Here is a 4,101-nt window from a genome sequence, read left to right on the forward strand (position 1 = left end):
AAGAAAAGGCTTGAAAAATATTCCCAAAAAATCGAAGCGATAAAAATAATAATTAAAATAAGAAATTTATTTTGAACTTGTTTTTCTAAACGATTCCTCATAATAAGAGAAATAATGAGGATAAAATATCAAAAATTAATTGAAAAGATAGAAAATACTTACTGCTCAAGCAAAAAAATAAGTGAGCATGATAGTAATCAGAAAAAGTATAAGAAGACTATTTTTATACTGTAAACCACGTAAAATGCAGGTAAAGTTTAATTAGAAAGGATAATAAAAAAAGTTCCTGAATTTCGAAAAGCTCTTAAAACCAAAGTAGAATATCAATAGGGTGATAGCACTACCAACCTTTCTGCCTAAGAAAAGCTATGTTCCATCTAAATGTTTCTTGAACAAATCCCATACTATTGAAAATTAATAAATCATCTAGATTCATGCCGATGTAAAATAAAGTGAAACTAGTTAGTGTCACGACGGGGGGGTGGTTTTAATATAAACAAAGACCCTGAAAAAACTTACAATATTAGGCTATAATACTCTATTAACCTATGATTAGAATTAAAAGACTAAAAAATATCAATTTTTGAGTAGAAATTTCTAGCAAAAGAAATATAGCTAATGTCTAAAAAATAGCCCTCACGATAATAGTATAATGAGCGCCAAATACTTGATCAGCTCAATAGCTTCTTCCCTTCCAAAAGGAAGCTATATAAACGAGTGTCGTAAAGTCGCCTAAAATCATATAAGACTCTGAATCAGAAAAAAGTTAAGCCTAATGGTAAGATAGGCAATCAGAAGGTTTTAAGTAATTATAGAAACTGAATTACTTCACATCTCGGTGAGAAATAAAGGTATAAATGCACGAGCTTGTTTCATAATTTGATTTAGCTAGGTTCAAAGTTATATAAATGATCATATTTAATAAAGAAATTCAAGAGTAAATTTAGGTAGGAGTTTTACAAAAATATTTCCATTTTGAATTAAATGGGAACGACCTTTGAGATCATGATATTTTTTATCAATCCTCCAGGGAAAACCTACCTTTTTAAGGTAACGATAGCACTAGTGTTTTCCTTTAAACTAATAGCGTCAATTTGGTGGAATACGATTTTTTTAAAATAACACAGAATTACATTGTGTAATGCTGTTGTTATGATGATTCTATTCCAGGAATTACGTAAAAGATCGCAAAAATTTCAGCGTAAGTATCTTGATTATTTGATTATTAATATTTAAAGATTAATGGCGCAAATCATTTAGTAATCTTTTTTAGCTGGAAGTGTTTAATAAATTCCTCGTTTGTATGGTGACCCCCCCCCGAGAATTATGTATTTTAGAAGTGATCTCAGCGAAATTTAAAAGGTTATTAAGAGAGAATACAAAAAGAGATTTCTTGGTTCTTGTTCTTGTAGTATTTGAAGAAAGCTTCTACCTCTTTTTGTTCTTATAAAAACGAATCTGCATCACTAATCTAAAATTAGAAATCTTTTATTATAGAATTGATAAATTATAATTTATTTTGGATTTTGCACTCTCTTTTAATCAAAGATTATTATAGAAGTTCAAGCTTAAAAAATATTAAAAATGGGTTGGTTTCAATGCTTGTCATACAACGAAAAGAGTAACTTGCAAGGAGAGGATATCTGTGTTTTTTTATTATATAGTATTTTTTTTTGAAGTAGTTATTTTCTAATTTGGCGAGGAGCAAGAAAATTATAAAATCTCGTTAAAGAGTTTAATCACAAAATACTTTAATCAATCATAATATTATGATTAATTTTAAATTAAAATTAGTACTTAAAAATTGTTTGGAATTGCTAAAACTAAATTTGAAATGATGAGCTTGTATTTCAAGAATGCTTCTTGTTATTATCTACAGTTAGTATTAAGAGTATACTAAAAATATAATTTAGTATATAAAATATAATTTAAAAAAAAAGTTTTTTGGATACAACAATCGTTCGACAAAAAGTACCAAAATTAATTAAAGGTCTTGAACATCCTCACCCAGTTTTACACCGGATTTATCAGGCAAGAAATATTAATTCATTAGATGAATTATCCCGGGACTTAAAAAATTTATTACCTTACTCTTTATTGTTTGGTATCGATAAAGCCACGGAAAGGCTAATTCAAGCTATAAAAGAGCAACAGCATATTATGATTATTGGAGATTTCGATGTAGATGGAGCAACAAGTACTGCTTTAACAGTAAGCGTGCTGCGTGAATTTGGGCTAAAAAACGTTTCTTATTTGATTCCAAATCGATTTACCCATGGCTATGGCTTGACACCAGAAATTGTAGAGGTGGCTTCCACTCAAGAGCCTAATTTAATTATTACGGTCGACAATGGAATTTCAAGTTATGCAGGTGTGGTTCGAGCAAATCAATTAGGAATCGATGTACTGATTACTGATCATCACCTCCCAGGAGGGCAATTACCACCTGCGTGTGCGATTATCAATCCTAATTGCAAAGAAGATAAATTTCCTAGTAAATGCTTGGCGGGTGTAGGGGTGGCTTTTTATCTCATGCTAGCATTTCGTGCACAACTGAAAAAAATTAATTGGTTTGAACAAAATAGGCTGGATTGCCCCAATATGGCAAAATTTTTAGATTTTGTCTCACTTGGAACCGTAACCGATATTGTGTCATTAGATAAAAATAATCGGATATTAGTTTATCAAGGATTACAACGTATTCGTGCAGGCCAAGCTCATGAAGGAATTTTAGCATTATTAGAGGTTTCTGGATGTAAACGAGAAACATTGCGAGCTACAGATCTTGGTTTTACCATCGGTCCACGCTTAAATGCGGCAGGACGTTTAGATGATATGAGTTTAGGGGTTGCTTGTCTTTTGGCAAATAATAGAAATATGGCTTTAGATATTGCCTATCAATTAGATGATTTAAATAAAGAGCGGCGAGTTATTGAGTCCCACATGCAAAGAGAGGCATTTACTGTCATTGATAACCTTCATTTAAGTCAGAAGTTGCCACTTGGCATTTGTTTATATAAGGAAGAATGGCATCAAGGGGTTGTTGGATTGGTAGCCTCTCGAGTGAAAGCACGGGTTCATCGTCCAACTATTGCTTTTGCAAAAATAAGTAATAATACCCTGCAAGGATCTGCCAGATCTATTTCTGGACTTCATATTTGTAATGTGTTAGTAGCTATTGCTACTAAGTATCCCGGTTTAATAACTAAATTTGGGGGGCATGCTATGGCAGCAGGTCTTAGCTTGCCTTTGAATCGCTATATAGATTTTCAACAAGCATTTATTGTAGAAGTGAAAAAAACTTTTAATGAGGAAAACCTTCAGCTCCAATTAATTAGTGATGGAGAATTAACTTCGGAAGAATTGACGCTCGATCTTGCTGAGTTAGTAGATCAGGCGGGGCCCTGGGGGCAAGGCTTTCCAGAACCGGTTTTTGATGGTTGTTTTAAATTAGTGAATCAACGGATAGTAGGTCAGTGGCATTTAAAGTTAATTTTGCAAGTTCCTGAGACTAATTATTATATAGATGGTATTGCTTTTTATGTTAATCTAAAAGAGTGGCCTAATTTCGATTGTGAATACGTACACTTAACTTATCGCTTAGACATTAATGAATTTCAGGGGCACAGAAAATTACAACTTTTGGTCGATCATATTCAAAAGCAAACTCTTCCTTAAGAGGAGGGTATTTTGCTGACTGCTTTAAAAGTAATAACAGCTCTGTTGAAATTGTTTTTCCCTCGTTCTTTTATCCTCCTGATAAGGAGACAAATATTCTAAAATTAAAAAGTTCTTATAGGTTTCTTGTATAATGCGAGAACATTAAAATTACAGAACGACTAGATCACCGTATTTATTTACCTCAAAAAATCAGGGTGGATCAGGGTGGGTTATTCGATGATCTACTCTTTATGATATTCGAAAAAAGCTCCAAAAAAAAGGAGGAACATTGGACACCAAAACTAACCCAGGTAGAAATTATGTAAGTAGCTAGTGCCTGTAAGAAAAAGCTCTTGATGCAAAATCAAGATAATTAGTTCTTTAATAGTACCCCAAAAAAAACAAGGAATAAAAGGGATAAATAAATAGTAAGGGATAAAT

At 32.1% G+C, this 4,101-nt stretch carries 1 protein-coding gene; it reads left to right on the forward strand.

Features of this window, described 5'->3' with window-relative positions; genetic code table 11:
- Positions 1-1,944 precede the first annotated feature (1,944 nt).
- Positions 1,945-3,678, forward strand: coding sequence for a single-stranded-DNA-specific exonuclease RecJ (recJ, locus tag CLERM_RS03580; RefSeq protein WP_102157217.1), 1,734 nt, complete (start codon positions 1,945-1,947; stop codon positions 3,676-3,678).
- Positions 3,679-4,101: the final 423 nt, after the last annotated feature.

This window comes from Coxiella-like endosymbiont, assembly GCF_002871095.1.
Lineage (GTDB): Bacteria > Pseudomonadota > Gammaproteobacteria > Coxiellales > Coxiellaceae > Coxiella.